At 40.9% G+C, this 26,111-nt stretch carries 22 protein-coding genes, 3 pseudogenes and 1 other annotated feature; of the genes and pseudogenes, 14 read left to right on the top strand and 11 right to left on the bottom strand.

From position 1 onward, the window contains the following. The first annotated feature begins 31 nt into the window (after positions 1-31). A complete protein-coding gene (locus ACPEPR_RS00530) occupies positions 32-1,180 on the top strand; it encodes a site-specific integrase (RefSeq protein WP_019838434.1) in 1,149 nt (382 codons plus the stop codon). 75 nt (positions 1,181-1,255) lie between these two features. Here the strand turns inward: ACPEPR_RS00530 and ACPEPR_RS00525 are convergent. Next, positions 1,256-2,513: pseudogene (locus ACPEPR_RS00525) on the bottom strand (IS3 family transposase). Beyond that, positions 2,122-2,238: a sequence feature (AL1L pseudoknot), on the bottom strand. Its footprint overlaps the pseudogene before it by 117 nt. A 38-nt stretch (positions 2,514-2,551) precedes the next feature. On the opposite strand from ACPEPR_RS00525, the pseudogene ACPEPR_RS00520 reads away from it, so the two are divergent. Next, positions 2,552-3,071 (top strand): annotated as a pseudogene (locus tag ACPEPR_RS00520) (CoA transferase); the annotation flags it as partial. A 37-nt stretch (positions 3,072-3,108) separates the two neighbouring features. On the opposite strand, the gene ACPEPR_RS00515 reads toward ACPEPR_RS00520, so the two are convergent. The 3 genes from ACPEPR_RS00515 to ACPEPR_RS00505 all read right to left on the bottom strand — a co-directional run bounded on the left by ACPEPR_RS00515 (position 3,109) and on the right by ACPEPR_RS00505 (position 5,233). Beyond that, positions 3,109-3,807 (bottom strand): nitroreductase, encoded by a 699-nt coding sequence (locus ACPEPR_RS00515; RefSeq protein WP_168399348.1) that lies wholly within the window; start codon positions 3,805-3,807, stop codon positions 3,109-3,111. A 93-nt stretch (positions 3,808-3,900) separates the two neighbouring features. Next, complete coding sequence (locus ACPEPR_RS00510; RefSeq protein ID WP_411686717.1) at positions 3,901-4,401, bottom strand: MarR family winged helix-turn-helix transcriptional regulator; 501 nt, start codon at positions 4,399-4,401, stop codon at positions 3,901-3,903. 64 nt (positions 4,402-4,465) lie between these two features. Beyond that, positions 4,466-5,233 (bottom strand): enoyl-CoA hydratase/isomerase family protein, encoded by a 768-nt coding sequence (locus ACPEPR_RS00505; RefSeq protein WP_423561797.1) that lies wholly within the window; start codon positions 5,231-5,233, stop codon positions 4,466-4,468. A 296-nt stretch (positions 5,234-5,529) separates the two neighbouring features. On the opposite strand from ACPEPR_RS00505, the gene ACPEPR_RS00500 reads away from it, so the two are divergent. The 3 genes from ACPEPR_RS00500 to ACPEPR_RS00490 are packed head-to-tail and all read left to right on the top strand — an operon-like array spanning position 5,530 to position 8,591. Next, complete coding sequence (locus ACPEPR_RS00500) at positions 5,530-6,885, top strand: MFS transporter (RefSeq protein WP_423561796.1); 1,356 nt, start codon at positions 5,530-5,532, stop codon at positions 6,883-6,885. A gap of 1 nt (position 6,886) precedes the next feature. Continuing rightward, a complete protein-coding gene (locus tag ACPEPR_RS00495) occupies positions 6,887-7,639 on the top strand; it encodes an electron transfer flavoprotein subunit beta/FixA family protein (protein WP_423561795.1) in 753 nt (250 codons plus the stop codon). A gap of 19 nt (positions 7,640-7,658) precedes the next feature. Beyond that, positions 7,659-8,591 (top strand): FAD-binding protein, encoded by a 933-nt coding sequence (locus tag ACPEPR_RS00490; protein ID WP_104498205.1) that lies wholly within the window; start codon positions 7,659-7,661, stop codon positions 8,589-8,591. 173 nt (positions 8,592-8,764) lie between these two features. Here ACPEPR_RS00490 and ACPEPR_RS00485 read toward each other — a convergent pair whose 3' ends face one another. The 4 genes from ACPEPR_RS00485 to ACPEPR_RS00470 all read right to left on the bottom strand — a co-directional run bounded on the left by ACPEPR_RS00485 (position 8,765) and on the right by ACPEPR_RS00470 (position 13,345). Beyond that, a complete protein-coding gene (locus ACPEPR_RS00485) occupies positions 8,765-9,619 on the bottom strand; it encodes an IclR family transcriptional regulator (RefSeq protein WP_411689176.1) in 855 nt (284 codons plus the stop codon). A gap of 141 nt (positions 9,620-9,760) precedes the next feature. Then, complete coding sequence (locus ACPEPR_RS00480; RefSeq protein ID WP_423561794.1) at positions 9,761-10,969, bottom strand: 3-oxoadipyl-CoA thiolase; 1,209 nt, start codon at positions 10,967-10,969, stop codon at positions 9,761-9,763. A gap of 33 nt (positions 10,970-11,002) precedes the next feature. Beyond that, entirely contained in the window at positions 11,003-12,523 is a 1,521-nt protein-coding gene (locus ACPEPR_RS00475) for a 3-hydroxyacyl-CoA dehydrogenase (RefSeq protein ID WP_423561793.1), read from the bottom strand. Positions 12,524-12,565: 42 nt separating this feature from the next. Further along, positions 12,566-13,345, bottom strand: coding sequence for an enoyl-CoA hydratase (locus ACPEPR_RS00470; RefSeq protein ID WP_411687901.1), 780 nt, complete (start codon positions 13,343-13,345; stop codon positions 12,566-12,568). Positions 13,346-13,597: 252 nt separating this feature from the next. On the opposite strand from ACPEPR_RS00470, the gene ACPEPR_RS00465 reads away from it, so the two are divergent. The 8 genes from ACPEPR_RS00465 to ACPEPR_RS00430 all read left to right on the top strand — a co-directional run bounded on the left by ACPEPR_RS00465 (position 13,598) and on the right by ACPEPR_RS00430 (position 23,370). Then, the gene (locus ACPEPR_RS00465; RefSeq protein WP_168399031.1) at positions 13,598-14,752 is read left to right on the top strand and encodes an acyl-CoA dehydrogenase family protein; all 1,155 of its coding nucleotides are present in this window, start codon (positions 13,598-13,600) and stop codon (positions 14,750-14,752) included. A 24-nt stretch (positions 14,753-14,776) separates the two neighbouring features. Continuing rightward, a complete protein-coding gene (locus ACPEPR_RS00460; protein ID WP_160240976.1) occupies positions 14,777-15,973 on the top strand; it encodes an acyl-CoA dehydrogenase in 1,197 nt (398 codons plus the stop codon). 484 nt (positions 15,974-16,457) lie between these two features. Continuing rightward, entirely contained in the window at positions 16,458-17,225 is a 768-nt protein-coding gene (gene badH, locus ACPEPR_RS00455; RefSeq protein ID WP_104487735.1) for a 2-hydroxycyclohexanecarboxyl-CoA dehydrogenase, read from the top strand. A gap of 116 nt (positions 17,226-17,341) precedes the next feature. After that, positions 17,342-18,124 carry a 2-ketocyclohexanecarboxyl-CoA hydrolase gene (gene badI, locus ACPEPR_RS00450; RefSeq protein WP_160240978.1) on the top strand — a complete coding sequence of 261 codons (783 nt, stop codon included), beginning with the start codon at positions 17,342-17,344 and terminating at the stop codon, positions 18,122-18,124. A gap of 13 nt (positions 18,125-18,137) precedes the next feature. After that, positions 18,138-19,295, top strand: coding sequence for a cyclohexanecarboxyl-CoA dehydrogenase (gene aliB / locus ACPEPR_RS00445; RefSeq protein WP_168399033.1), 1,158 nt, complete (start codon positions 18,138-18,140; stop codon positions 19,293-19,295). Positions 19,296-19,457: 162 nt separating this feature from the next. Then, positions 19,458-21,095, top strand: a complete 1,638-nt coding sequence (aliA, locus tag ACPEPR_RS00440; protein WP_423561792.1) for a cyclohexanecarboxylate-CoA ligase — start codon at positions 19,458-19,460, stop codon at positions 21,093-21,095. Between the two features lie 146 nt (positions 21,096-21,241). Beyond that, the gene (locus tag ACPEPR_RS00435; RefSeq protein ID WP_423561791.1) at positions 21,242-22,585 is read left to right on the top strand and encodes a DcaP family trimeric outer membrane transporter; all 1,344 of its coding nucleotides are present in this window, start codon (positions 21,242-21,244) and stop codon (positions 22,583-22,585) included. Positions 22,586-22,785: 200 nt separating this feature from the next. Beyond that, a complete protein-coding gene (locus tag ACPEPR_RS00430; RefSeq protein WP_423561790.1) occupies positions 22,786-23,370 on the top strand; it encodes a TetR/AcrR family transcriptional regulator in 585 nt (194 codons plus the stop codon). 292 nt (positions 23,371-23,662) lie between these two features. On the opposite strand, the pseudogene ACPEPR_RS00425 reads toward ACPEPR_RS00430, so the two are convergent. Continuing rightward, positions 23,663-24,594: pseudogene (locus tag ACPEPR_RS00425) on the bottom strand (IS5 family transposase). 152 nt (positions 24,595-24,746) lie between these two features. Between ACPEPR_RS00425 and ACPEPR_RS00420 the strand changes: the two are divergent. Continuing rightward, the gene (locus ACPEPR_RS00420; protein WP_160242814.1) at positions 24,747-25,214 is read left to right on the top strand and encodes a CinA family protein; all 468 of its coding nucleotides are present in this window, start codon (positions 24,747-24,749) and stop codon (positions 25,212-25,214) included. A 130-nt stretch (positions 25,215-25,344) separates the two neighbouring features. Here the strand turns inward: ACPEPR_RS00420 and ACPEPR_RS00415 are convergent, their stop codons facing one another. Beyond that, positions 25,345-25,629, bottom strand: coding sequence for a hypothetical protein (locus tag ACPEPR_RS00415; protein WP_168394112.1), 285 nt, complete (start codon positions 25,627-25,629; stop codon positions 25,345-25,347). 54 nt (positions 25,630-25,683) lie between these two features. Further along, complete coding sequence (locus ACPEPR_RS00410; RefSeq protein ID WP_423561789.1) at positions 25,684-25,956, bottom strand: hypothetical protein; 273 nt, start codon at positions 25,954-25,956, stop codon at positions 25,684-25,686. Positions 25,957-26,111 lie beyond the last annotated feature (155 nt).

The raw sequence follows: 26,111 nt of genomic DNA, 5'->3' as shown, positions 1-26,111 counted from the left end.
ATAATAGGAAAAATAGCTTTTGGTGTAAATTATGGGGTCAATTACAGCAAGGAAAGGTGCAGATGGTAAAGTTAACTATCGTGCTGCGATTCGAATCACTCGAAAGGGCTTTCCTGCTTTTTCTGAAAGTAAAACATTTCACTCAAAGAAATTAGCTGAAAACTGGATTAAGAAACGAGAAGTCGAAATTCAAGAAAATCCTGATATTTTGCTTGGCAAAGAAAAGTTGATTGATCTGACCTTATCAGATGCCATAGATAAATATTTGGATGAAGTCGGGAGCGAGTACGGAAGGACGAAACGCTATTCTCTGCTCTTAATTAAGAAGCTACCAATTGCGCGCAATATTATCACAAAAATAAAATCAGTACATTTGGCCGAGCATGTGGCTTTAAGGAAGGGTGGAATTCCGTACCTCGAGCTTGAACCTATTGCGACTAGTACACTGCAACATGAGCTTTTACATATCAGAGGTGTTCTTTCTCATGCTGCTGTTATGTGGGAAATGGATATTGATTTAAATAGCTTTGATAAGGCTACTGCTCAGTTAAGAAAAACACGTCAAATATCCTCCAGTCAAAAAAGAGACCGACTGCCTTCAAGAGATGAATTGATTGCATTGACGAAGTATTTTGCAGAACGATGGAAGTTAAATCGTTATGGCTCTAAATACCCAATGCATTTGATTATGTGGTTTGCAATTTTCTCATGCAGACGTGAAGCTGAATTAACACGATTGTATCTTCGAGATTATGACCCACATCATTCAACGTGGAAAGTGCATGATCTAAAGAATCCGAATGGCTCTAAAGGCAATCACAAATCATTTGATGTTCTTGATTCTTCTAAGGAAATAATTAAGAGATTAAAGCATTCAGAAGTCCGTGACCGGATGCTAAAGCTTGGACATAATGAAAATTTGTTATTGCCTTTGAATCCCAAAAGTTTGGGTAAAGAGTTTAGAGAAGCTTGTAAAATTTTGGGGATTGAAGATTTACGATTTCATGACTTGAGACATGAAGGCTGTACTCGATTAGCTGAACAGAGTTTTACTATTCCTGAAATTCAGAAAGTAAGTTTGCACGATTCTTGGGGGAGTTTACAGCGTTATGTATCAGTGAAAGCGAGAAGAAATATATTACAGTTGGAGGAGGTGCTACGCCTCATCGATGAAACGTAGCAAAATCTTTGGATGCCTCTGAATATTGCTTATCAAAGACAGCGAGGGTGTAAATAATTCTGTGTAAATACAGTTTTAAAAATACTTGGTTACACGCTCTTCAAACATGATACTAAAGCGATTCATGGCAGCTTTCCAATTCTGAATAGGCATCGTCCATTTTTTGCTTGCTGCCATAATTGCTAAATATACCACCTTTTTCACGGAATCATCAGTTGGGAAGATTTTTCTTTTCTTGGTTGCATGGCGGATAACGCTGTTCAATGATTCAATCACCTCTGTTTTGTATAAGCCATTCACCGTTTCAGCCAAAGCATTATCGTATGAATCACCCGTTGTACCGACTGATGCTCGTAAATTTGCTGCTTCTAAACGATTGGTATAGCGAATAGAAAGATATTGAACACCTCTATCTGAATGATGAATTACATTCTTTGGCATGCCTCGATCGTGCAATGCTTGCTCCAATGCATCGAGCACCATATCTGTATTCATCCGTGTAGATACTTTCCATCCAACAATTGCTCGTGAGAACACATCAATAATAAATGCGGTGTAGACCCAGCCAGAATTGGTTTGAATATACGTAAAGTCACTGACCTGAGAAGCACTGCTTCGCAAGGGTCAGGTCGATCAGCACTAAAATTCCGTTTCACTAAATCACCTGCCCGTTTTTGATCATCTCGGCTGCGGGTAGTTTGTTTATTCTTACCACGCCAAACACCTTGTATATCTAGCTTTTGCATCAATCGAGCAACTGTACAACGTGCAATAACATAACCCTCACGTTTCAATTTTTGCCAAACTTTACGTACACCATATCGACCTGAACTTTCTTTCCAAATACGTTTGATTTGCTCTGCATGATGTAAATCATGCAGAGCACGTTTCGCTCGATGTTCTGGGTTATCAACGAGATCTAAAGCCCGATAATAGGTCGAAGCTGCAATCGGTAAAATTCTACAAATCGCTTCAACACCATATCGATCTTTATTGTTATGGATAAAATCCACCATTATTTGTGTGGGCGGTCGAGCTCCGCCTGGGCGAAAAAAGCGGCTGCTTTACGTAGAATTTCATTGGCACGTTTTAATTCTTTATTTTCGCGTTCGAGTTGTTTAATACGTTCTTGATCTGAAAGTTGCTGTACTTTAATTGGGTTTTGTTTATCTAAATATTTTTGATACCAAATACGTAGAGTTTCAGGCGTACAACCAATCTTAGGCGCAATAGCCGTGATCGCAGCCCAATTCGATGGATAATCTTTTTCAGATTCAATTAGTAATTGAACCGCTCTTTCTCTAATTTCGGGGGTATAGTTTGGTTTTTTCATCGGAATAGTCTCTCAGAATATTGAGTCTCCGACAAACCCGGTACGGTTCAGTCAATATCGTCCCGTACCAAGTTTTTAAGGCGAAGCGAGGTGAGTTTATTATCGCTTGCGGTAATGACCAGCAGTTTCAGATGTTATGTGACAGTATTGGCTTGCCAGAACTTTCTCAAAATCCAAAATTTGTAAAAAATAAGGACCGTGTGACCCATCGTGAAGAAATTACTGCGTTATTGCAGCAGCATTTTATGACTCAACCCGCACAATATTGGGTTGAACGTATTCACGCGGTGAAGGTTCCGGTTGGTATGATTCATGATTTAAAGCAAGCATTAGAAGAAGAGCAGGTGATATCCCGTAAAATGCTCATCAGGATGGAGCATCCATTAGGTTCCGATTATCTTTCGATTGGTTTACCCATTAAATTGTCTGAAATACCAGTCCAATATGTTAAAGCACCTCCTTTATTGGGGTGAGGATAAAGATAAAATTTTAAACCGTTTTGTTTCTGAAGATGAGTTGAAAGCTTTAAAGTGTAAAAATATCCTCCCGCAAGGCTAAAATAAAAGGCACCTTATGTGCCTTTTAACTTTTGGTTTTAATCATAGAAAACAGCAAACTCTTCGGCAGGAACACGTGGTGTATGCAATTGATTCACAACGTGAGTTTGGTCTGCGTAACCCAGGGCAACGGCGCAAACGAGTTCTTCATTTTCAGGAATGCCAAGCACCTTGACAACAATTTGATGAAATGGATTCCATGCAGCTTGTGGACAGCTATCAATTCCACGTGCTTTGGCTGCGATCATGACATTTTGAATCATCATCGCAATGTCCATTTTTGAGCCAGTTTCTAAAGTCGTGCTTAAAGTAAAAAATAGGCCTACGGGAGCATCAAATAGCTGATAATTACGTAAATGCTGCTGTTGCATTTTCTGCTGTTCACCTTTTTTGATACCCAGTAAACCGTAGAGTCCCCAACCATTTTCACGGCGGCGCTCAATAAATGGCGATGTCCATTGCTCAGGATAATACTTAAACGTTTCTTGATAAAGGCTCGCAATTTCAGGCTGTTCAAAAATCTGGCTTTGTGCTGCACAGACCTGCTGAATCAGCTCATTGCGTTTTTGGCCAGTCACGACATACACTTTCCAAGGTTGAATATTGTTGCCTGAGGGTGCACGGCAGGCGATATTTAAAATATCTTTGATGGTCTGTGTATCAAGTGGGGTATTTTTAAAAGCACGTACAGAATGTCTTGAGCTAATCGCTTGATCGACCAAGGTATGTTGCTGCATTTGAAACTCCTTTTAATCTTCATATTTTGATTTTTTTTAACTTTTTAAATTTTATCAGTCCAAAGCCTTAGGCATCGCTAGAAATAAAAAATCCTACTCATTCGTGTCAGCATCAGGTTGTGCAAGGTGGATCTGTTTGAGGCCCGTATTCAACTTGTTGAGTAAGTGGATTAAACTGGCTAAATCATCCAAGGCAAAGCCAGACATGGCTTGATGATAGAACTGAAAAAATTGCTCCTGTAAGCCAAGCCAGCTTTGTTGTCCGGATGGCGTGAGCGCTACATTTTTAGCCCGTTTGTCTTGATGAGAGATGACACGCTGTACACTGCCTTCACGCTCTAATCGTTTTAAAACATTATCTAAACTTTGCCGGCTAATCCCTAAATATTCGGTTAAATCAGAAAATGACATGCCTGCATCATTGAGGTGCGGGCGCGAAAGTGCACCCATCACTGCCCAATGCACGGGTGAAATACCGAGTTCATTTAAACATTGGCGATCGAGACTATTACCTACCTGAAATAATCGAAAAAACAGCCGATTATGAATCATATATAAAGATTGATCGTAAATCCCTAGTTTTGAATCTGACATAATTATTAAGAACGTTTTCTATTGATATTTGCTGCCAGTATATCGGCTTAAAACATAAGTACAGCTATTTTTGAGAAAAATTAGCTTTCCGTTTTTCTAAAAATGCCTGTATACCTTCAGCAGCATCCGCACTTTGGCTGCATTCCACAAAAAGTTTGGCTTCTAATTCAAGCCCCTTATGGATATTTAAATCGGATGCGGATTGAACCGCTTGCATAATTTGCTGAATCGCTGCTGGAAATTGCATTGCCAATGAATCTAAATACGTTTTTCCGCTTTCAATCGGATCTTGCATGTCCACAATCTGATTTACTAAGCCGATGTTATAGGCTTCTTCTGCAGACACAATTTTGCCGCTGGCAACCATTTCAAGCGCTTTTGATACGCCAATTAAACGCGGTAAGCGCTGTGTTCCGCCATAGCCAGGAATTAAACCGAGTTTTATTTCAGGAAGCCCAAGACCGGCAGCAGGGCTGCAAATCCTAAATGTACAGGCCAAAGCCAGTTCAAGTCCGCCGCCCAAAGCCATGCCATGAATACTGGCCAGTGTTGGAAATTTTAATTCGTGTATTTGCTGGAATAAGGCCTGACCCGTTTGTATTTTATGCAGATGTTCTGCGGGACTTTTATTCAGTAATTCTGTGATGTCTGCACCTGCGCAAAAGGCTTTGCCTTCACCCGTGAAAATGGCTGCACGCAGATTCAGTGCTGAAATTTCGGATACGATTTCCTGTAATTTTTCAATCATATCTGCATTCAATGCATTTCTTGCCTCAGGGCGATTCAATCGAATAACCGCAATATTGTTTTCATAGTGAAGTTCAGCAGGCATGTTCCATTTCCTTGGAAAATTAGATTTATAAAAAGCATAGGCTGAATCGCTTTTATGTCAATATCTAAATATAAATAAATTTAAAATAAGCCATTTATAAGGGTTTTATATTTATATATATGTAATAGCATTGACATAAAAAAAATCATTCATTAATCTGATCTGGCTGTTTATTCAACAAGTTCGGGTTTTGATTTCTGTCAGAAATATCCAGAAAGCAATTGGATGTGTATGGCTGACAGAGTGCTAAAAACAGTAATGAACTAAAACAACAATAACAATCAAGGAGTTGATTGATGAGTCAAGTCGATATGCAGAGTTTAGCGAGTGAAGCTAAATTCAACGGTTTTCATGCCAAAGTTTTAATGTGGTGTATGCTGATTATTATTATCGATGGATATGATATTTCTGTTGCAGGTGCAGCTTTACCTTCGATTATGGAACAAATGAATGTAAGTGCTTCAACGGCCGGATTTATGGCGAGTTCAGCGCTATTTGGAATGATGGTTGGCGCTATTTTTTTTGGTGGTCTCGCCGATAAAATTGGCCGCCGCCTCACCATTGCCATTTGTGTATTTTTATTCAGTGCTTTTACTGCGATTGCAGGTTTAACCAATGATCCCGTGACATTCAGTATTGTGCGTTTTATTGCGGGATTAGGCATTGGTGGCGTAATGCCGAATGTGGTTGCGCAAATGACGGAATATTCACCGAAAAAAGTGCGTAATGTCATGACCTCATTGATGTTTTCGGGTTATGCCGTAGGCGGAATTTTAGCGGCGGTTTTAGGCAAGCAGTTTATTGTGCAATATGGCTGGCAGGTGGTGTTCTATGCGGCAGGTCTACCAGTCGTTTTGCTGCCTTTTATCTTAAAATCTATGCCAGAATCTGTGGTTTATTTGGTGAAGCACAATAAACAGGCCGAACTGCGTAAGATTGCAGAGCAAATTAAACCGCAAGCACAATTCCCAGTGGATGCAGTTTTTGTCAATGGTTCATCAAATAGTAATTTAAAACCGACAGTGGGGCTGTTATTCAGTGACGGACGTGCTTTTAGTACGCTGATGTTTTGGGTGGCATTTTTTACCTGCCTGTTTATGGTTTATGCGCTCAGCACCTGGCTCACCAAATTAATGGCAATGTCAGGCTACTCATTGGGTTCAGCACTTACTTTTGTAATCGCTCTGAATATTGGCGCAATTGTTGGTGCAGTTGGCGGCGGTTGGTTAGCAGATCGCTTTCACATTAAATGGGTACTGGTCATCATGTATGCTTTGGGCAGTGTTTTTCTGTATTTAATGACCTTGCCTATGTCGACTAGCATGCTGTATTTCATTATTGCCGTTGTGGGCGCTTGTTCAACAGGTGCGCAAATCGTTGCATATTCATACTGCGGTCAATTTTATCCAAGCGTGATCCGTTCAACGGGAATTGGCATGGCATCAGGGGTAGGGCGTTTAGGCGCAATTGGTGCACCGCTATTAATTGGTTTTATTGTGGCTTTAAATTTACCGATTCAGCAAAACTTCTTTGTGATTGCTTTAGCAGGTTTAATTGGCGCTGTTGCTTTATCTTTAATTAATCATAGACGTGCAGATATGGCGCAAGTACAGAGTAAAACCAATTTTAATTTAAAAGCTGAGGAAGCGTAAAATGAAAGCAGTGGTTGCTGTAAAACGTGTGGTTGATGCCAACGTTAAAGTTCGCGTTAAACCGGACAACAGTGGTGTTGACTTAACAAACGTCAAAATGTCAATTAACCCATTCTGTGAAATCGCAGTGGAAGAAGCGGTTCGTTTAAAAGAAAAAGGAACTGTTTCAGAAATCATTGTTGTTTCTATTGGTCCTAAAGAAGCGCAAGAACAAATCCGTTCTGCAATGGCGCTGGGTGCTGACCGCGGTATCCTGGTTGAAGCTGATGACAGTCAGCTCGGTGCTTTGGAAGTGGCTAAAATCCTGAAAGGTGTTGTTGATGCTGAACAACCACAATTAATCCTTCTTGGTAAACAGGCCATTGATGACGACTCTAACCAGGTTGGTCAAATGCTTGGTGCTCTACTTGGCGCAGGTCAAGGTACATTCGCTTCTGAAGTAAAAGTAGATGGCGACAAAGTACAAGTAACACGTGAAGTAGACGGCGGTTTACAAACTGTTGAGCTGACACTTCCAGCAATCATTACCACGGACTTGCGTTTGAACGAGCCACGTTATGCGGCACTTCCAAACATCATGAAAGCGCGTAAAAAACCGCTGGATACCAAGTCACCTGCAGATTTCGGTGTAAACCCTGCAACTAAACTGAAAACAGTGAAAGTTGAATCACCTGCAGAGCGTAAAGCTGGCGTACAAGTGAAGTCTGTAGACGAGCTTGTAGAAAAATTGAAAAACGAAGCGAAAGTGATCTAATACAGAAGGATAAAAAATCATGAGTATTTTAGTTATCGCTGAGCACGACAATAAAGCACTTAACGGTGCAACACTAAATGTTGTAGCTGCAGCACAAAAAATCGGTGGTGATATCACTGTATTGGTTGCTGGTTCAGGCGTACAAGCTGTTGCTGACCAAGCAGCAAAAGTTGCAGGAGTAAGCAAAGTATTACTTGCTGACAATGCTGCATATGCAAACCAATTGGCTGAAAATGTAGCGAAGCTTGTTGCTTCAATTGGTACAGGTTATTCACACATTCTTGCGGCGTCTACAACGACGGGCAAAAACGTACTTCCACGTGCTGCAGCACTTCTTGATGTTAGTATGATCACTGACATTATCGCTGTTGAAGGTCCTAAAACTTTCAAACGTCCAATCTATGCAGGTAACGCAATTGCAACCGTAGAGTCTGGTGAGTCTGTTGTTGTTGCAACTGTTCGTGGTACAGCATTTGATGCTGTAGCAAGCGATGGTGGTGCGGCTAGCGTTGAAGCTGCTGCGTCTACTGGCGATGCGGGTCTTTCTAAATTCATTTCAGAAGAAATTGTGAAATCTGAACGTCCAGAATTAACCGCTGCACGCATCGTGGTTTCTGGTGGTCGTGGTGTAGGTTCTGGTGAAAACTATCACAAGATCCTTGATCCGCTAGCTGACAAGCTGGGTGCTGCTCAAGGTGCATCTCGTGCAGCAGTGGATGCCGGCTTCGTTCCTAACGACATGCAAGTCGGTCAAACTGGTAAAATCGTTGCGCCTGAGCTATACATCGCTGTTGGTATTTCTGGTGCGATCCAGCATTTGGCAGGTATGAAAGAGTCTAAAGTGATCGTTGCGATCAACAAAGATGAAGAAGCGCCAATTAACGCAGTAGCTGACTACTGGTTAGTGGGTGACTTGAATACTGTAGTTCCGGAATTGGTGTCTCATATTTAAAGATATTTGATGACTTAAATTAAAAAGCCAGTCTGTATAAGCAGGCTGGCTTTTTTAATGGGTTACTATTAATTCAATTGAGCTAAATAAATGTATATAGACTGAGGTGAGTCAAATCTTAGTCTCGAGTGATCTCACTTACAGAATGACATCGCTAGATTAACAAAGCCTTTTTAAAGCGCATTTAACGCATCTTCAATATTTTGAACCATGTAAATTAGACGTGGCCCAATTTCATTTTCAAGCTTTTCTTGATTAACCAAATAGCTTGGTGCGCCGCAGTTAAAGACCAGTAAACCATGAATTGGATGTACCATAGGTACAGCAACAGAATTGACTTCTTTATGCCATTCACTCAAGGAAAGGCAATAACCATAGTTTTGATAGTCGTGAAATGCACGTTCTAGACCACGTTTCATCATTGGCCATTCATCTGGATGGCGTTTTGATAAGGCTTCCATAATGAAACTGCGTTCGTTTTCAGGCAGCGCAGCCAAACAGGCGCGACCCATTGCTGTATTGTGTAAAGGAATGGTCGAACCAATCGGGCGGCGCATGGTTAAATTTGACTCAGCCTGTACCACCTCTAAATACAGCATGTTTAAACGGTCACGCGTTGCCATCGCTACCGGCGCTTGCGCATATTTTGCCATTTCTTCCATATAGGGACGGGCATGGATGCGTGCAGAAATATTTGAAAGGGAAGCATACCCGAGTGCCAAAACACCAGTATCTAATGTGTATTTGGTTGAATTGGGTAATTGTTTTAAATAACCAAGGGAAACCAGTGTGTTGGTAATCCGTGCAATCGTAGGCTTGGGTAAGCCGGTTAATTGTGAGAGTTCTTGATTACCGAGAATTTGAGTGGTTGCGGTAAAACAGCGCAGAATTTCTAAGCCGCGTGCAAGAGAGGCAATAAATTGGGGATTATTTTCACGATGGATATGTGAAATTGGATCAAGGCGAATTTCATCTAAATTGATTTTTTTTTCTAATTGCTCAGGAGCAATCTCATCTTGATGATTCATAGTGTTGCATTCATTAGTCAAATAATATATTACGTATAATAACAATAAATTTCGCTATACAAAACTTTTTCAAGATTTGACTTGAAGATAGCTGTATAGCGAATTCTGTTATTTAGCCCAATGTCTATTTTAAAAATGCATTTAATTCAGCTGGGTATTTTCAATCACCATAGCCAAACCTTGTCCAACGCCAATACATAAGCTGATCACAGCATATTTTTTGTTGCGGCGTTTTAATTCACGCGCTGCGGTTAGGGCAAGACGCGCACCCGAGCAGCCCAATGGATGACCAATCGCAATAGCGCCACCATTCGGGTTGACCCGCGGATCATCAAACTCGACATTTAAACCTTTCAGACATGACAGAACTTGCGGAGCAAAGGCCTCATTAATTTCAATAATATCCATGTCATCTAAGCTGAGATTGGCACGTTTTAAAGCTTTATTGATGGCTTGAATAGGACCTGCACCCATGATGCGCGGCTCGATCCCTGACGATGCAGAGGCTAAAATTTTAGCCAGAGGGCGAATACCGTATTTTTCTTCGACACTTTCATTACCAATCAGCAGGGCTGCCGCACCGTCATTCACTCCGGAGGCATTTCCAGCAGTCACGACACCACCTTCAAATAAAGGCTTTAATTTTTGCAAAGCTTCAAAGTTGGATGCAGGACGCGGATGTTCATCTTCATTGACAATTTTCGGCGGCGCTTTACGGCCTTGCGGAACTTCAATCGCTAAAATTTCATCTTTAAAAAAGCCGTCCTGTTTGGCTTGTTCATATTTGGCCTGTGACGCTGCTGCAAAGCGATCGGACTCTTCACGGCTGATGCTATACGCTTCTGCAACATTGTCACCTGTTTCCGGCATGGAGTCATTGCCATATAGTTTGGTTAAGATCGGATTCGGAAAACGCGCGCCTATGGTGGTATCAAAAATTTTCGCCTCACGGCTATAGGCCGATTCAGCTTTGGCCAATACGAAAGGCGCACGGGACATGCTTTCGACACCGCCGGCAATATAAAGACTGCCTTCGCCGCAGTGTATGGCACGGGCTGCATCAACCACTGCGGCTAAACCGCTGGCGCACAAGCGATTGACCGTTTGCGCTGCAACACTGACCGGCAGCTCCGCCAGCAATAAAGCATGACGCGCTATATTTCTGCAATCTTCACCGGCTTGGTTGGTGTTGCCTAAAATCACTTCTTCGATATCTGCAGCATCTATGCCTGTTTTTTGCACTAAGGATTTAATCACCAAAGCAGCCAGATTGTCAGGACGGATGCTGGCAAGACTGCCTGCATGGCGGCCAATTGGGGTGCGTAAACCATCGTAAATATAAGCGTTCATCCTATTCTTTCCTTGAAGTTTTAATTTAAAAATTTATTGTTGATGCATCAGTGATACATTTAGTTTGCAGCGGCGCTGTAACCATGGGCTCGGGCGATAGCGCGGGTCGTGGCTAATGCTGGAGATGCGTTCCAGAATCCGTAATATTTTTTCTTTGCCAATCACATCGCCCCATTCAATCGGGCCAAATGGATAACCCAGTCCAAGCTTCACCGCAGCATTAATATCTTCAACCGTGGCGATTTGCTGCTGTGCCATATCGCATGCCAAATTGACTACCATGGCAAGCACACGCTGCGAGACAAAACCAAGGCTTTCATCAATCACAAGGGTTTCGCAGTCTGGCTGGCTAAATAGATCCAGCGCAGCCTCAATCATTTGCGGTTTTGTGATGAGGCTAGGCATTAAAGTACGGCATTGTTCAAAATTGCCCAGCATATCAATGCAAACCACCTGTTCAGGATTGACCCCTAAACGCAGCGCACTGTGTGTTGCATCGTCACCATAATTGGCGATTAAAATTAAATCCTCGGCATCGGGTTGGATATTTGGATTAATCTGAATATTTTGTTGCGCTAAATATGCAGACAGCTTTTCAAAATCATCGTTAAATTCAGTGCTGAGCCAAACCGTTTTTAGGCCATGACGATTTGCTGCGTATTTTTGAATAACAGGAAGTTCTTGTTTGACTTGATCAATATATTTATAAAATCCTTCGTTTGTTTTACGCCCTAATTTTTTTCCGATCAGCATTTGCTGTGTTAATACATTTGGGCGGTAACGCGGCTCTTGATAATACTGGTTGTAAATCGATAGCATTACAGGGTGAGAAACGTCTAAGCCAGTGAGATCAAGCAGCTCAAATGGCCCCATTTTAAAACCCAGTGATTTTTTCAAAATAAGGTCAATTTCAGCAATTGAAGCGATATTTTCACTTAAAATCTTAAGCGCTTCAGTAGTATAAGCACGGCCCGCATGATTAATAATAAAGCCTGGAGTATCTTTAGTACGTACAGGGTGATGACCCATATTGTGGGAAAGTTCTGAGAGCTGTTCAATAATCTGTGTATCGGTATGTAAGCCTTGAATGATTTCAACCACTTTCATTAAAGGTACAGGGTTGAAGAAGTGATAGCCAACGACTCGTTCTGGATGCTGGCATTCTGCGGCGATTTCAGTAATGGACAGGGAGGAAGTATTTGACGCCAATATACATTGCGGACCAACAATGCTCTCAAGCTGTTTCATCAGCGTTTGCTTGATGTCTAATTTTTCAATAATTGCTTCAATAATCAAATCACACGAATGCAGATCTTGAATATTTGCAACAATATGTAAGTTGGATAAAGCTTGCTCACGTTCAGTTTGAGAAATTTTATTTTTTTCGACCAGTCGGCTGAAGGTCGCGGTTAATTTTTCATAAGCATTTTTCGCCGCATTGGGCTGTGCATCATATAAGTAAACCGGATGATTGGCTTGAATGGCAATTTGAACAATGCCAATTCCCATGATTCCTGCGCCAATTACGCCAATGTTGTTGATTCGTGCTTCCATGTTGACCTCAATCGCGTTTAATCAATGTTGCGCTGATGTTTGTTATTTACCTTGATAGTACGGTTTACGTTTTTCTAAAAAGGCTGCCATGCCTTCTTTTTGATCTTCAGTACTAAACAGCAATTGAAACGCTTTACGTTCAAGGGTCAGCCCAGCATGCAAAGGCACATCTTCACTGAGTAAAACCGTTTCTTTAATTTGCTCCAGGGCAATTGCAGGAAGCTTGGCAATTTGCTGCGCCATTTTATAAGCTGTATTTAAGGTCTCGGTATCCGCTGTGACTTGAGAAACCAGTCCCATGGCGAAGGCTTCATCTGCAGATACCAAGCAACCCGTCATAATCATGCGCATGGCTTGAAATTTGCCGACTGCACGGACTAGGCGCTGTGTGCCGCCCGCACCGGGCATAATGCCGACTTTGATTTCCGGCTGACCAAATTGTGCACTTTGACCTGCAATAATAATGTCGGCATGCATTGCCAGTTCACAACCACCGCCCAAAGCAAAACCGTTGACTGCGGCAATAATCGGTTTTGGGCAATTGGCAATGGTTTGCCAGTAGCGTTCATTCCGGCGTAAATACACGTCCATTGAACTGGCTTCAGCAAGTTCGGTTAAGTCGGCACCAGCAGCAAAAACATCATCGCCGCCCGTTAAAATAATCACGCGGATATCGTCATTTTCAACCTGCTCGGCAACAGCCTCGGCAAGCATTTTACGCACTTGTGTATTCAGTGCATTTCTTGCTTCAGGGCGGTTAATTTTTATTGTCGCTACTGCAGGAAGTGCATAATCAATCTGAACAACTTTATTTTGATTCACTTTTATAAATTCCGTATAGCAAAATTAAATTTACAAAACAATTTAAGTCAAATTTGTTCGTTGTTCAATCAAAATGGTAGTAAAAAATAAATTATCTTAAAAAAATCGAATTTTTGTAATTATTTTTATAAATATACACAAATTTAATTGTCAGAACAGGGTAATATTGATAATGTATTTCGCATAACGAAATTTAATACCTGTTTTGATAATTAAAGGAAGTCTCATCCTAAAAATGGACTAGGAGAAAAAATGATTCGTGACGAACAGATGTTAGAACAGTTGCTATCGACGCTTCGTGATTTTGTGCAAAATGTACTAAGACCGCTGGAGCATGAAGTTGATGAAACAGATGCGATCCCTGAACATATTGTGCAGCAAATGCGTGAAATGGGGCTTTTTGGTTTAACGATTCCAGAAGAGTTTGGTGGGCTTGGTATTACCATGGAAGAAGAAGTTCGTGTCGCTTTTGAGCTTGGTCATACTTCTGCTGCATTTCGCTCTTTAATCGGAACAAATAACGGTATCGGTTCAAGTGGTATTTTGATCGACGGTACGGAAGAACAGAAACGGAAATATCTGCCGCGCTATGCAAGCGGTGAAATTATCGGTTCATTCTGCTTAACGGAACCAGATTCAGGTTCAGATGCCGCAGCATTAAAAACGTCAGCTGTGAAAGACGGCGACTATTATGTATTAAATGGAACAAAACGTTTTATCACCAATGCTCCGCGTGCACAGACATTTACTGTAATGGCTCGCACCAATCCTGAAATCAAAGGCGCAGCGGGCATTTCAGCCTTTTTGGTAGAAGCTGGTACTGCAGGTTTGTCATTGGGTAAAATTGATAAAAAGATGGGTCAAAAAGGCTCTTATACCTGTGATGTAATTTTTGATAATTGCCGCGTGCATAAGGATCAGCTGATTGGTGGCGTTGAAGGCGTGGGCTTTAAAACGGCGATGAAAGTCCTTGATAAAGGACGTTTGCATATTGCTGCCTATAGCGCTGGTATGGCGGAGCGAATGCTTGATGATGCTTTGAATTATGCCATTGAACGTAAGCAATTCGGCCAGCCGATTGCAAATTTCCAGCTCATTCAAGGTATGTTGGCTGACTCTAAAACTGAAATTTATGCAGCCAAATGCATGGTATTAGATGCTGCGCGCCGCCGTGATTTAGGTGAAAACATCAGTACGGAAGCATCGTGCTCGAAAATGTTTGCAACAGAAATGTGTGGCCGTGTTGCAGACCGCTGCTTACAGATTCATGGTGGTGCAGGTTATATCAGTGAGTATTCAATCGAACGCTTTTACCGCGATGTACGTTTGTTCCGTTTATACGAAGGTACCACCCAGATTCAGCAGATTATTATTGCACGTGACATGATCAAAGCAGCGACTGCATAACATGATAAATTGAGGAAAAACAAAATGAAAAATACAAAGTTTAACTGGCAAGACCCGTTTTTAATCGAACAGCAATTGACCTCAGAAGAGCGCATGATCCGTGATGCAGCGGCGGCATACTGTCAGGACAAGCTGATGCCACGAGTACTGGAACAGTTCCGTCATGAGCAGACTGATCCTGCCATTTTCCGTGAGATGGGTGAGCTTGGTTTGCTTGGCCCGACCATACCTGAACAGTACGGCGGTGCAGGTTTGAACTATGTCAGTTATGGTCTGATTGCTCGTGAAGTTGAACGTGTCGATTCAGGTTATCGTTCAATGGCCAGTGTACAAAGTTCACTGGTGATGGTGCCGATTAATGAATTTGGTTCTGAAGAGCAAAAACAGAAGTATTTACCAAAATTAGCCACCGGTGAATACATTGGTTGTTTCGGCCTGACGGAGCCAGATCATGGTTCTGATCCAGGCAGCATGATTACCCGTGCTAAAAAAGTCGATGGTGGTTACCGCTTAACTGGCGCAAAAATGTGGATTACTAACAGTCCGATTGCTGATGTATTTGTGGTCTGGGCCAAAGAAGTCTCTGCTGAAGGCAATGTCGGTGACATTCGTGGCTTTATTTTGGAAAAAGGTTGGGAAGGGCTTTCTGCTCCAGCAATTCACGGTAAAGTGGGCTTGCGTGCCTCGATCACTGGTGAAATCGTGATGGATAACGTTTTTGTTCCTGAAGAAAATGCTTTCCCTGAAATACGTGGATTGCGTGGTCCATTTACCTGTCTAAACAGTGCCCGTTACGGTATTGCTTGGGGGGCGATGGGTGCTGCAGAATTCTGTTGGCATACGGCACATCAATACACTATGGATCGAAAGCAATTTGGTCGTCCCTTAGCTGCGAATCAGTTAATTCAAAAAAAACTGGCCGATATGCAAACTGAAATCGCTCTTGGCTTACAGGTGGCTTTACGTTTTGGTCGTATGAAAGATGAAGGCATTGCATCAGTTGAAGGTACGTCTTTAATTAAGCGTAATAACTGCGGTAAGGCACTGGATATTGCACGTTTGGCACGTGACATGATGGGTGGTAACGGGATTTCTGATGAGTTTGGTGTAGCCCGTCATCTGGTCAACCTGGAAGTCGTGAATACCTATGAAGGTACACATGATGTGCATGCATTAATTCTTGGGCGAGCGCAAACGGGTATACCAGCATTTTGTAATTGATCCGTAAGGGGGTACTTTTAAAAGAACACAGCAATCCATTGTTTAAATACACAATGGGTAGTTGAGTGTTATTTTTCAATCTGTTTTTTTTAAAGGCATTACTTTCGTTGTAGTGCCTTTTTTATGCTAATTGGACAGTTTAAAACATTTTTATGATAAAAATATTAAATTTCATTATGCAGAATATTTTAATATTTGAGTCAAATTTTAAAACTTATATGCATAAATAAAGACGCTATTTTTTAAGTTTAATTATTTTGAAATTAATAACATCCATATATGTAACAAAATATTGCAAATAATAACCTTTATTTTGAATAATAAACATAAATAACAATGAGATATGTTTCTATGAATGGAATTAATTAAATTTCGTATAGCAAAATATAACAATGAATAATTGAAATTAATTTTCTTTTTGTCTATGTTAGATTTATCGATTAAAAGATCATAATTCTGAATAACACAAAGAAGGGATACAGGTATGAAAGGCCTAAAGGATAAAGTCATTATTGTAACAGGCGGTGCTGGCGGTATTGGCAGTGCGACATGTAAACGCTTAGCGCAGGAAGGCGCAAAGGTTGCGGTATTTGACATGAATATTGACGCTGCACAAAAGCTAGTAACAGATATTCAAAATGCAGGCGGAAATGCACTAGCAGTGCAGTGCGATATTACCAATAAAGAAGTCGTTGATCAGGCGATTGTGCAAACAGAAGCCGAACTTGGTCCAATCAATGGTCTTGTAAACAATGCAGGTTGGGATATCTTCAAACCATTTATTAAATCTGTTCCTGACGAGTGGGAAAAACTGATTCAAATCAATTTAGTCGGTATGTTGAATATGCACCATGCTGTACTTAAAGGCATGGTTGAGCGCAATCAAGGACGTATCGTTAATATTGCATCAGACGCAGCGCGCGTGGGTTCATCAGGCGAAGCTGTATATGCAGCGTGTAAGGGCGGATTGTTGTCTTTCTCTAAAACTTTAGCACGTGAGCATTCGCGCAATAACATTACGATCAATGTAATTTGTCCAGGCCCAACAGATACAGCACTTTTAGCGGGTGTAACTGAGGGAGCATCGAATCCTGAAAAACTTCGTGAAGCATTTACTCGTGCTATCCCGCTAGGCCGTTTAGGTCAGCCGGATGATCTTGCTTCATCTATCGCATTTTTCTTAAGTGATGACGCAAGCTTTATTACAGGACAAGTCCTGAGTGTTTCTGGTGGTTTAACCATGAATGGTTAAGTGGCTTGCAACGCGCCGAGTTAAGTACTGAGCGATGGACACTACTGAATGTGCAAGTCCTAAAAAAATATATGAAGTAAAAAGTTAAAAGCAGTTTTCAAGGAAAGGAAAAGATCATGAATTTTGAAGATATTTTATACGAAGTAAAAAATGGCGTGGCATGGATCACCATTAACCGCCCAGAAAAAATGAATGCTTTTCGCGGACAAACCTGTGATGAAATTATCCGTGCACTCAACAAAGCAGGCTATGACCGTGAAATCGGTGCCATCGTACTGACGGGCGCGGGCGAAAAAGCCTTCTGTACTGGTGGAGATCAATCTGCACATGATGGTAATTATGATGGCCGTGGCACGATTGGCTTGCCAATGGAAGAATTACATACTGCGATCCGAGATGTACCGAAACCTGTGATTGCCCGCGTACAAGGCTATGCGATTGGTGGCGGCAACGTTCTGGCAACGATTTGTGACCTGACCATCTGTTCAGACAAAGCTATTTTTGGTCAGGTAGGCCCGAAAATGGGTTCGGTCGATCCTGGCTATGGTACTGCCTACTTGGCTCGTGTGGTCGGTGAGAAAAAAGCCCGTGAAATCTGGTATATGTGCCGTCGTTATAGCGGGCAAGAAGCAGTTGAAATAGGTTTGGCAAATAAATGTGTCCCAGCCGATCAACTGGATACCGAAGTACAGGCATGGGCTGAAGAAATCTGTCAGCGTAGTCCGACTGCGATTGCCATTGCCAAGCGTAGTTTCAACATGGATACTGCGCATCAGGCAGGTATTGCAGGCATGGGCATGTATGCACTGAAACTGTATTACGACACCGAAGAATCACGTGAAGGTGTTAATGCACTGAAAGAAAAACGTCAGCCCGAATTCCGTAAATTCTTTAAGTAAGGAGAAACAAACCATGAGTAAAAATCCTTACATCACCGAAGATTTAGAATTCTTAGCTGAAACCGTTGAAAAGTTTGCACAGAAATATATTGCTCCGGGTTTTTTGGAGCGTGATCAAAGCCGCGTCTTTGACCGTGAACTGGTCAAAAAAATGGGAGAGATGGGCTTTATTGCACCGGAACTTCCAGAACAATATGGCGGCCAAGGTATGGGGCGTCTGGCTGCGGGCGTTATTCATGAAGCGGTGGCCAAAGCAGATTTAAGTTTCTCCTATATTAATTTGTTGGCTTCTTTAAATGGTCAGATTCTGGCAGAACATGGTCAACCGGACGTGGTTGAACCGTGGCTCAGAAAACTAACGGCGGGTGAAGCCATCTTTTCAATCGCCCTGACCGAGCCACGTGGTGGTTCAGATGCAGCCAATTTACGTTTAAAAATCGAACGTGATGGCGATGAATATGTGATTAATGGCGAAAAGACTTCCATTTCTGCGGCTGATCAGGCTGATGCATCTGTGGTATTTGGTCGTACCGGTTCAATTGAAGATGGTGCACATGGTGTAACGGCTTTACTGGTACCGATGAATTTACCAGGCATTAGTACCACGCGTTTTGACTGTCATGGGCAGCGTGCGATTGGTCGCGGTTCAATTTTCTTTGATAACGTTCGGGTTCCAGTCAATCACCGTCTGGGTGATGAAAACAAGGGGTTTGTGCAAGTCATGCAAGGTTTTGACTTTTCACGTGCCCTGATTGGTTTGCAGGTTTTAGCCGTGGCACGTGTCAGTCTGGATGAAGCCTGGGAATATGCAGCACAGCGTGAAGCTTTTGGTCAGCCACTTAGCGCATTTCAGGGAGTATCTCATCCATTAGCCGAGTATGAAACCCAGGTTGAAGCAGCTCGTTTATTGTGTTTGCAAACCTTATGGTTGAAAGATAATAACTTGCCGCATACCTCTGAAGCTGGCATGTGTAAATGGTGGGGACCAAAACTGGCCTATGACGTGATTCATCAATGTTTACTGACCTTTGGTCATGCCGGTTATGACCGCGGTGTAATGGAACAGCGAATGCGCGACGTACTGGGCTTTCAGATTGGTGATGGAACAGCACAGATCATGAAAACCATTATTGCGCGTAAAAAGGCTGGACGTAAAGCTGTTCCAGCTTGATGTAAACCGATGACGTGGATGCGTGATCAATCCTGCAGATGACACAAATAGAAGTTTGAGTCATCTGCATAGCAGAGTTTGTATCTGCAATTTTCGGGCTGACGACGATTGTGCGGTCTGACCAAGAGAACAGGTAGATAATTATAAAATTGGAGTTATAGAATGGATTTCGATGCGGTTCTTTTACCCCCACGCCGGGAAAAAATGTTGCAACAAGGTTATTGGTTAAATAAGACCATTCTTCAATCATTGAATGAAGCGGTACATCAACATCCTGATAAAGTCGCCTTGGTCAGTTATAAAACTGAAGATCAGTCTGAAACCAGCTTTACTTATCGTGAAATGCTGCATACAGCCAATCGTATTGCTTTGGGGCTAAAGCGCCTAGGTGTGCAAAAGCAAGATATCGTTTCTTGCCAATTACCAAACTGGTGGGAATTTACACTGCTGTATATTGCTTGCCGACGTATTGGTGCTGTACTTAATCCACTAATGCCGATTTTTAGAGAGCGCGAACTTTCTTTTATGTTGAAACATACAGAAAGCAAAGTTTTTATTGTGCCTAAAATCTTCCGTAAATTTGATTATGAAAAATTAGCCAATCAGCTACAAAGGAATATACCAAGCCTTGAGCACGTTGTTGTCATTGGTGGAGAAGGTGAAAACAGCTTTGAAAAACTACTGCTCAATCATGGTTTAGACAAAGATCCGCAAATTCTCAATACACTGAATGACGTCACGATTACTGCAGATGATATTGCTCAATTAGTCTTTACCTCAGGCACAACAGGTGAACCAAAAGGTGTAATGCATACGGCAAATACTTTATTTTCCAATATTGTGCCTTATGCGAAACGTCTGCATTTGGATAAAGATGATGTGATCTTAATGGGTTCGCCAATGGCTCATCAGACCGGCTTTATGTATGGCTTAATTATGCCTGTACTGCTGAAAGCAAAAGCCGTGCTCTTGGATGTTTGGGACGTCAATGTTGCGATTGACTTGATTCATAAGCACCAAGCGACATTTACTATGGCTTCTACGCCATTTCTAAATGATCTTTCTGAAGCGGTAATGGAGTCTCATCAATCACTTGATAGCTTGAAATTATTTTTATGTGCTGGAGCGCCAATTCCAAGTACTTTGGTACAAAAAGCGCGTCAAAACATGGGGGTTAAGGTTATATCTGCTTGGGGTATGACTGAGTGCGGTGCTGTGACCATGACCTGTCCAGAAGATGATGACGAACGCTCATTCAATACCGATGGTCTGCCATTGCCCGGAGTTGAAGTGAAAATTGTTGGTGATGACGGTGAAACACTTGCACCTATGCAATCTGGCACACTGATGATTCGTTGCTGTTCAAATTTTGGCGGATATTTAAAACGTCCACATCTGAATGAAACCAATGCAGAGGATTGGTTTGATACAGGTGATATTGCCTATCAAGATGAGCAAGGTTATATCCGCATTGCAGGTCGTAAAAAAGACGTCATTATCCGTGGTGGGGAGAATATCCCCGTTGCTGAAGTTGAATCTCTTATTTACCTGCATCCTGAGATTGCGACAGTCGCTTTAGTGCCATATCCAGATGAGCGTATGGGGGAAAAAGCCTGTGCAGTAGTCAAACTGAAAAATCCAGAACATGAGCTGACGCTGCCATCACTGGTGGAATTTTTGAAAACGCATCAACTAGCTAATCAATATTTACCAGAACGGCTAGAAATTTGGGATGAAATTCCAATGACACCATCGGGTAAAATTCAAAAATTCAAAATTCGTGAATTATTAAAGAATTAACAAATACATAGACGTATTTCATTCAGCAAAATCCAAACAAGTCTATTCGATAAATATCATTTTTATATTTATCAATGGCTTTGTTTGACCTGAAAAAATTGTGTGTATCCAGAATTAAACATTTGGGGAATAAAAGGACTTTAACAATGAAAAAAAATGTAAAGCTTTTTGCTAAAAGCACTTTGACTTTATCCATATTGGTTTTCACCTCATTGGCTTATGCAGAGACTGGTTTGGAACAGCAAGTTGCACAATTGCAGCAGCAAGTCCAAGCACTGCAGGAATTGGTGCAACAACAGCAAAAAGCCAATGATCAAAAATTCAATGAACAAAAAATGGCAGCCGCATCTGTATTGGTTGAAAATGGTGCACAACAAAAATCAGTCGTACCTGTTTTAAAACATACGACAAAGGGCGGTGCTGAATTTGAACTATACGGTAATGTGCGCGCGGACATGAGTTATCAAATGAAAGGTCCACACACCATGTATAACTTAATCAGTGCTGTACCACTGGAAGGAACAGGTGATGAACATAAAAACTCAGATAAATTTCAAAGTACTTTAAATGCCACACGTTTTGGTTTTAATTTTAAAACACCTCAACTTGGCGATCATGCAGTTGGTGGTAAGGTAGAAATGGACTTTTTTGGCGGAACTGGGCGTGATAATTTCCGTATTCGTCATGCCTATATGACTTATGATCAATGGCTCTTGGGTCAAACATGGTCTAACTTTAACGCTATAGAATATTTTCCTGAAACAGTAGATGCATCACTTTCTGTCGGCGGGTCATTAACTCGCGTACCGCAAATCAAATATTCAGTTCCTGTGAACCCTAATCTGAATTTGGCATTTAGTTTGGAAGATTCGAAAGCTGAAACGGTCACACGTACGGATACGCAGAATTTTACAACAGATCCCGATGCGAAATTAAAATTACCATCAGCAACTGGGCGTGTGAATTATAAATTTGATAATGGTTCAGCACTTTCTGGACGTGCTTTTGTGACCCAAAAAGCGACCAACCATGAGGGTAATGATGATTTCTTAGCATGGGGCGTGGCATTAGGCGGAAAATATCAGGTATCTGAAAATACCTTAGTTCGCTTCGACTATAACCACATTAAAGGGGATACCAAGAACTTACTTTGGTCCAATATGGCCTATGTTTTTGATGAAAATAATAAAATGCGTGCCAATCAGTTTGATGCGATTAGCGTCGGTTTAACGCAAAAAATCACGCCTAAAATCCGCTCAACATTAGGCTTTGGCTATATGAAAGCCGATGATAATAATGCCTTTTCTCAGCTAGTGCATGATGATGAAACCCAAAATGCTGAGCTGAAAGAAGGTTGGATCAATTTATTTTACAATCCAGTGAAACCAGTGAATTTTGGTCTGGAGTATATGTATGGTGAGCGTAAAACATTTAATGATAAAAAGGGTATAGATAATCGACTGAATTTCACGGCAATTTATGATTTTTAAAACAATTTTAAGTAGATGTTAATGTCTGCGGGTTCTATCTTTTTATATGACTATGTATAAAGTAATGGAAAATTCCCCTTTGTGGAGTGTTTTACATGCATATAAGTATTGTAATTAGCTGTTTTATTTACATAAATTAGATAGAGTCCCTTGGACTAACATAGTCTTCCTTATGTTGAAATATTATAAGCGAAAATGATATGAGTTTGGTAAGAAATCAAAAAATTATATTAAAAAAACAAAAAATTTTGCAGTCTGCAGAAAGGCTTTTAATTGATCATTGTCAGAATATTGTGATAGATGATTTAGCAAAAGAAGTAGATATGGCAAAGGGCACAATATATAAATATTTTAAGAGTAAAAATCAAATATATGTGGAAATTTTAATCCAAAACGAAAAACGGTTATTAGATATTTCAATAAACTACAATAAAGATATTAAGCAATTCTTATCAAATTTTATGTTGTATCATCTGACTAATTCAAATCGAACGATTACACTGCATACAATAGAGGAACAGGTCACCAGACAGGAACGAAAGCTGAATCCTTTATTTGATGAACTGTATGCTATACGTGAAAAGAGAATTGTCGAAATGAAAGACATTGCAGCGGAGCATTTAAAACGGGTGGGAAGTGTATTTTCTGTCCGTGATTATTTTTCTTATATTTGGAGTATTACCTATGGGGTTGCTTTGCTTATCAGTTCAAACAGCTGTAAACATGCAAGGGGGGATAAAGAGAAATTGATCAATTTTTACATCGATCAAGTAATTAATATTTAAGGTTGAAATGTAGAGATTATCTTTGAGTAAGTAGCTTGGAGTTCTTTGATATTTGAATGGAACTGATCCCAGTTCCCAGACATGAGACATCCTCATTTTCAAGCTGCCTCAAAGGCTTATGGATTCACTCCCATCCCGCTAAAATCACAAGATTTAATTAATCTCTATTTTTTGTTAAGTGCATGACTTTTAATAGGTCGCAGATATGCTAACTTAGTAACATTGTTTTAACATTAAGTGGCTTTGTTGCACAAAGATTTAAAAGACAGCACTCTGCTCATTTGAACAGAACTCAAGTGATCACTTGAGTATGAGGACGACCTAATTCTGTAAGTCTGTTCAATACGGCTATGCGTGCATGAATCTCATTCACCTGACTCGGAAAACTCCTTGCTGTTAATTTATCGCCTAATAATTTAATGCAATACATCTTAGTTTCTACCAAACTTCGACGATGATAACCAGACCACTTTTTCCAAAGCGTTCTTCCCAAACGTTTCACTGTTTTTAGTAATTCATTCCGCTCTAAAGATCTCAATTTCTGATCTTTCCATGGCTTTGCATTTTTCCTTGGTGGAATGATCGCATGTGCAGCTCGATCTAAAATGACTTGTCTGCAGTGCTTCGTATCGTAAGCACCATCGGTATAGACCGAATCAATTCGTTCATCTAAAGGAATTTGAGCAAGTAAATCACCGAGTACTTGCGAATCGCTCACATTATTTGTAGTAAGCTGTACTGCACGTATTTTCAGGGTTTCAGCATCGATACCAATATGCAGCTTACGCCATTGGCGATGATATTCAGGTCCATGTTTCCTACGTTTCCATTCACCTTCACCTAGAAACTTCAAGCCAGTTGAGTCTACAAGTAGATGTAACCCATCACTATTTTTTTGATAGCTAATCGCAATATCAATATGTTTTTGTCTTCGACAAAGCGTACTGTAATCTGGCGCTGTCCAACTTAATCCACATAGTTTAATCAGGCTTTGAACAAAACCTGTGACCATGCGTAGAGAGAGTCTGAATAAAGATTTGATCATTAAACAGCATTGAATAGCGGTGTCTGAGTAAGTTTGACTTCGACCTTGCTTGCCTTGTGATTGTGCATACCACTGAGTGTTTGGATCGAACCAAATAGCAATATTCCCACGATTAATGAGAGCTCTGTTATATGCGGCCAATTGGTTGTGCGGTAGATTTTGTGTGTAGGCTTCTTCATTTGAAAATTATATTGCTGAAGAAGCCGTCTATGCTAGGTTTGTGCAACAAAGTCGTTTTAAAAAATAAATGAAATGTTACTTTTCAGAAAAAAGCACTGAAAAAGAGCTATGTTTAAATCGGAAGGAATAATTATATTCAGGATGGGTATAAATGAATAAATGCTGCCAGTTACTTGCCAAAAAGAAATTAAAAGTCACCTTTATTGAAAGTGCTTCGGCAGGGTATCTGGCCTATCGTTTTTCATTAAATAAAAATTCAGGCGATATTTTAAATGGCAGCTTGGTTTGTTATGACGCCAATTTAAAAGTCAGTATTTTAAAAATTTCAAAGAAATTCCTGGAAAAATACTCTCCAGAATCTGCTGAAGTAACGGAGCAACTGGTTTTAAAAGCCAAACAGATCATTGATTCTGATATTTTTGTTGGCTGTACCGGTTTATTAAAACGTGGTGGCTCTGAAACTAAGGAAAAACCGGTCGGAACATTTTTTTACTGTATTTCGTATCAGAATAAACTGCATCATTATCGCTGTGTATTTAATGGCACCAAAAAGAAAAAACTGGAACAGCTGTCGCGAGCAATTAGTCAGAGTATTATTGAAGTAGTCAAGCAAAAATAATAGGGATATATAAATCAAATAGAGAACACAAAATAGAAAATCTGCAGAGATAAAACCCACAGATATAAAAAAGTTATAGGTCATAATGACCTATAACTCTGAACCGTATCAGAACCAGACTGAGGGCAATCTAGTTTCTATCCCAGGCATCTTTAATCGCGTGCTTGGCCTGTTCCCATTTTAAGCGAGAATCTGCTTTAAACTCTTCCCAGCGCTGTTTCAGGTCGCCTTCAGAACTTTCAAAGTCGCGATCTGTGCCATATTCACTGCGGGCACGTGTACCGAGGTCATAAGCAGAAGATAAGTCCCGATCATAATCAATATCTGGGATATCTCTTTTAAAATCATTGTAGTAAGGATGGTCTGCATGGTTGTCACGCCAGTACCCATGTGGATCATTTGCATTGTTGACCATGATCATCTCCTTCGATTATTTATAATAAAAATAAGTGAAAAACAAAAAATGGTTTTACATATCTTCATCATCTAAGAGATTGTTTTGCTGCTGCGCATTCTGGTTATGGCGTTGTTGACCATATTGCTGCGGTTGTTGTTGTTGCTGCTGGCGGTTTTGTTGCTGGCCAGGCTGTTGATCTTGCTGGCGTTGCTGATTGCCTTGTTGCTGGTTATTTTGCTGTTGTTGAGGTTGCTGTTGCTGCAGACGGTCTTGTTGCTGCTGCTGATTGCCTTGCTGTTGAGGCTGCTGTTGCTGTTGGTTTGAACCATTGTTTTGATTTTGCATTTGAACACCTCTTTTATAGATATCGACGCTATCGCTAGCGCGCTGAAATCATCTGAGAAAAACAGATAGCTTCTTTTTAACATGAAACATTTCATGAAAAACCCTGGCTCTGTTACATCTTATTTAGTTGTAAGCGGTGATTTTAAGCCGGTATT

Origin of the sequence: Acinetobacter sp. AND/436 (genome assembly GCF_049546925.1) — a bacterium.
Lineage (GTDB): Bacteria > Pseudomonadota > Gammaproteobacteria > Pseudomonadales > Moraxellaceae > Acinetobacter > Acinetobacter indicus.
Note: the sequence above shows the minus strand (reverse complement) of the source record. Positions and strands in the feature narration are given on the sequence as shown.

Coding starts and splice junctions, on each gene's coding strand:
- ACPEPR_RS00530 (WP_019838434.1), top strand. CDS start 32: ATGGGGTCAATTACAGCAAGGAAAGGTGCAGATGGTAAAGTTAACTAT.
- ACPEPR_RS00515 (WP_168399348.1), bottom strand. CDS start 3,807: ATGCAGCAACATACCTTGGTCGATCAAGCGATTAGCTCAAGACATTCT.
- ACPEPR_RS00510 (WP_411686717.1), bottom strand. CDS start 4,401: ATGTCAGATTCAAAACTAGGGATTTACGATCAATCTTTATATATGATT.
- ACPEPR_RS00505 (WP_423561797.1), bottom strand. CDS start 5,233: ATGCCTGCTGAACTTCACTATGAAAACAATATTGCGGTTATTCGATTG.
- ACPEPR_RS00500 (WP_423561796.1), top strand. CDS start 5,530: ATGAGTCAAGTCGATATGCAGAGTTTAGCGAGTGAAGCTAAATTCAAC.
- ACPEPR_RS00495 (WP_423561795.1), top strand. CDS start 6,887: ATGAAAGCAGTGGTTGCTGTAAAACGTGTGGTTGATGCCAACGTTAAA.
- ACPEPR_RS00490 (WP_104498205.1), top strand. CDS start 7,659: ATGAGTATTTTAGTTATCGCTGAGCACGACAATAAAGCACTTAACGGT.
- ACPEPR_RS00485 (WP_411689176.1), bottom strand. CDS start 9,619: ATGAATCATCAAGATGAGATTGCTCCTGAGCAATTAGAAAAAAAAATC.
- ACPEPR_RS00480 (WP_423561794.1), bottom strand. CDS start 10,969: ATGAACGCTTATATTTACGATGGTTTACGCACCCCAATTGGCCGCCAT.
- ACPEPR_RS00475 (WP_423561793.1), bottom strand. CDS start 12,523: ATGGAAGCACGAATCAACAACATTGGCGTAATTGGCGCAGGAATCATG.
- ACPEPR_RS00465 (WP_168399031.1), top strand. CDS start 13,598: ATGATTCGTGACGAACAGATGTTAGAACAGTTGCTATCGACGCTTCGT.
- ACPEPR_RS00460 (WP_160240976.1), top strand. CDS start 14,777: ATGAAAAATACAAAGTTTAACTGGCAAGACCCGTTTTTAATCGAACAG.
- badH (WP_104487735.1), top strand. CDS start 16,458: ATGAAAGGCCTAAAGGATAAAGTCATTATTGTAACAGGCGGTGCTGGC.
- badI (WP_160240978.1), top strand. CDS start 17,342: ATGAATTTTGAAGATATTTTATACGAAGTAAAAAATGGCGTGGCATGG.
- aliB (WP_168399033.1), top strand. CDS start 18,138: ATGAGTAAAAATCCTTACATCACCGAAGATTTAGAATTCTTAGCTGAA.
- aliA (WP_423561792.1), top strand. CDS start 19,458: ATGGATTTCGATGCGGTTCTTTTACCCCCACGCCGGGAAAAAATGTTG.
- ACPEPR_RS00435 (WP_423561791.1), top strand. CDS start 21,242: ATGAAAAAAAATGTAAAGCTTTTTGCTAAAAGCACTTTGACTTTATCC.
- ACPEPR_RS00430 (WP_423561790.1), top strand. CDS start 22,786: ATGAGTTTGGTAAGAAATCAAAAAATTATATTAAAAAAACAAAAAATT.
- ACPEPR_RS00420 (WP_160242814.1), top strand. CDS start 24,747: ATGAATAAATGCTGCCAGTTACTTGCCAAAAAGAAATTAAAAGTCACC.
- ACPEPR_RS00415 (WP_168394112.1), bottom strand. CDS start 25,629: ATGGTCAACAATGCAAATGATCCACATGGGTACTGGCGTGACAACCAT.
- ACPEPR_RS00410 (WP_423561789.1), bottom strand. CDS start 25,956: ATGCAAAATCAAAACAATGGTTCAAACCAACAGCAACAGCAGCCTCAA.